We start from the raw sequence: 2,523 nt of genomic DNA, 5'->3' as shown, positions 1-2,523 counted from the left end.
ATTTGACATGCCGATCCTCGGACTCTCTGTTTGCCACCATGCCTCCGGTTCATGTGACATGATAGCATCCTCGTAAGCCCTTTATCTAGCTTTGTAGATGAGACTAAGGATGGTCCAGGAACACTAAGTTATCCCAAAAATTTTTAAAACCGCCACCCAAGGAGCCGAAGTGGCAGAGACGATGAAGGCCGTCCGCAAGCTCAAGCCGGGCCCCGGCGCCGAACTGGTCGAAGTGGACATCCCCGCGCCCGCCGAGGACGAAGTCCTGGTAAAGGTCGCCTCCACCAGCATCTGCGGCACCGACCAGCACATCTACCAGTGGAACGAATGGGCCGCCCGACGCATCAAAAACCTCCCCCAAACCCTGGGCCACGAGCTCGCCGGCGAGGTCGTCGAGATCGGCTCTCGGGTCGCGAATGTCCGGGTGGGCGACTACGTCTCCGCCGAGACCCACATTCCCTGCGGCCACTGTTGGGCCTGCAAGACCGAAAAGCAGCACATCTGCCTGAATCTGAAAATCCTCGGGGTGGACCGCGACGGCTGCTTCGCCGAGTACTTGACCGTGCCCGAGGTGGTCGTTTGGCAGAACGACCGGGCCATTCCGGCGGACCAGGCCTCCACCCAGGAACCGCTTGGCAACGCACTGGACACCGTCCTGGCCGAGGACGTGGCGGGGAAAACGGTGCTGGTGACCGGATGTGGGCCGCTGGGGGTGCTGGCCATACTCGTGGCGCGCGCCTCCGGGGCCACCACCATCTTCGCCAGCGACGTGTCGCCCTACCGGCTCGAACTGGCGAAAAAGGTCGGGGCGGACCACGTATTCAACGTCACCGAGGGTGACCCGGTTCCGAAAATCCGCGAGCTGACCGGCGGGGTCGGGGTCGAGGTGCTCCTGGAGCTCTCCGGCGCACCGACCGCCCTGGCCCAGGGGCTCAAGGCCCTGGCCTACGGGGGGCGGGTATCCCTCTTGGGCCTATTCGACTCCGACGTGAAGGTGGACCTGAACGACGGGGTGATTTTCAAGAACGCCCGCATCTACGGCATCGTCGGCCGCCGCATGTACACCACCTGGTACAAGGCCAAGCAGTTCCTCGCCTCGGGGATCCTGGACATCTCCCCCGCCATCACCCACACCTTCCCCCTGGAGGAGTACGCCAAGGGCTTCGCGCTCATGGCCTCCGGCGAGAGCGGCAAGATAGTCCTGCACCCGTAGGGGGATACGGCCCCCCTCTCCCCGTGGGAGGCCTGCATGTCCCCTCCCCCCTTTGGGGGGAAGCGCGCTTACGGGCTAGGGTGGGGGGTGGAACTCCCTCTCCCCGTGGGAGACCTGCGAGGTACGGGCCGGGGTGAGGGTCGAGGCTGGGAACGTGAATACGGCGGGGTTAAAAATCCCCGCCCTACATTTAGGAGACTGCCGGGGTTAGGGTTGCCGCCTATCCCCCTCTCCCTTCCAGGGAGAGGCTCGCCTACGGGCTAGGGTGAGGGTCGAGGCTGGGAACGTAAACGCGGCGGCGGCCCGCAGGGGACCCGTCCCACGGGGCCGCCCTACGTCCATCCCGCGCGAATCCAACCCGTAGGGGCGACCGTCCACGGTCGCCCGTGTCGGTTGTGGTAACCCGCCCCTGTGGTTGAGATGTGAATTGCACGCCACCCTCGTAGGGGCCGACCGACGGCGCGCCGTTTAGGTCGGCCCGCAGGCGGGTCTAAAGACCCGCCCCTACGTCATCGCAACCCGCCAGGCGCGGGCCAAGTGGGGAACCGCCCGGCTCCCCCCTTTAAATGCTATACTCTGGTAACGCCTTTTCACAAGAGTTTGCGCATGGCAAAAATCCTCGCCGTCATCCCGGCCTACAACGAGGAGCCGCGCATCGCCCCGGTCATCTCCGGCGTCCTCGAGCACCTGCCCGAGGTGCTGGTGGTCAACGACGCCTCCACCGACGAAACGGCGGAAGAGGCCGCCGACGCCGGGGCCCTGGTGCTGAACCTCCCCCCGCCCAACCGCGGCAAGGGGCACGCCCTGCGCCAGGGGTTCCTCTACGCCCTGGCCGAGGGTTTTCGCGCCGTGGTCACCCTGGACGCCGACGGCCAGCACCCGCCGGAGCTGATCCCGGCGTTTCTGCAAAAACTCGCCGACGGGGCGGACCTGGCCTACGGCGACCGCATGGCCGATTTGTCGAAAATGCCCGCCGCGCGCGTTTTCTCCAACCGCGTCACCACCCGCCTGGTCGGTTTTCTCGCCGGCGCGAGAATCGAAGACTCCCAGTGCGGGATGCGGGCGATACGCCGCTGGGTTCTGGAGGCGGCGATGACCCGGTCGGACCGCTTCGCCGCCGAGAGCGAGCAGCTCGTCCGCGCCGCCCGCGCCGGGGCCCGCCTCGCCCCCGTGCCCATCCCCACCGTGTACCCGAATAATTCCGTCAGCAAGATGAACGTCGTCCTCGACACCCTGCGCTTCGTCGGGGTGTGGTTCCGCCTCCTGGGCGAGCTGTGGTAGCCGACGTATCGGTTTCCCTCTCCCTGTGG

General features: G+C 66.1%; 2 protein-coding genes. Both read left to right on the top strand.

The features are described 5' to 3' along the window. Positions 1 to 169 precede the first annotated feature (169 nt). A complete protein-coding gene (gene tdh / locus NTW26_11985) occupies positions 170 to 1,213 on the top strand; it encodes an L-threonine 3-dehydrogenase (GenBank protein MCX7022967.1) in 1,044 nt (347 codons plus the stop codon). A 606-nt stretch (positions 1,214 to 1,819) separates the two neighbouring features. Beyond that, positions 1,820 to 2,494, top strand: a complete 675-nt coding sequence (locus tag NTW26_11980; protein ID MCX7022966.1) for a glycosyltransferase family 2 protein — start codon at positions 1,820 to 1,822, stop codon at positions 2,492 to 2,494. The last annotated feature ends 29 nt before the right edge of the window (positions 2,495 to 2,523 follow it).

The sequence above is a fragment of the bacterium genome (genome assembly GCA_026398675.1).
In the GTDB taxonomy this organism is placed as follows: Bacteria; RBG-13-66-14; RBG-13-66-14; order RBG-13-66-14; family RBG-13-66-14; genus RBG-13-66-14.
The sequence above is the reverse complement of the archived record's forward strand: the minus strand, read 5'-3'. Positions and strand labels throughout refer to the sequence as shown.

What these genes read in the sequence shown, in the direction of transcription:
- NTW26_11980 (MCX7022966.1), top strand. Translation starts at nt 1,820, where the DNA reads ATGGCAAAAATCCTCGCCGTCATCCCGGCCTACAACGAGGAGCCGCGC.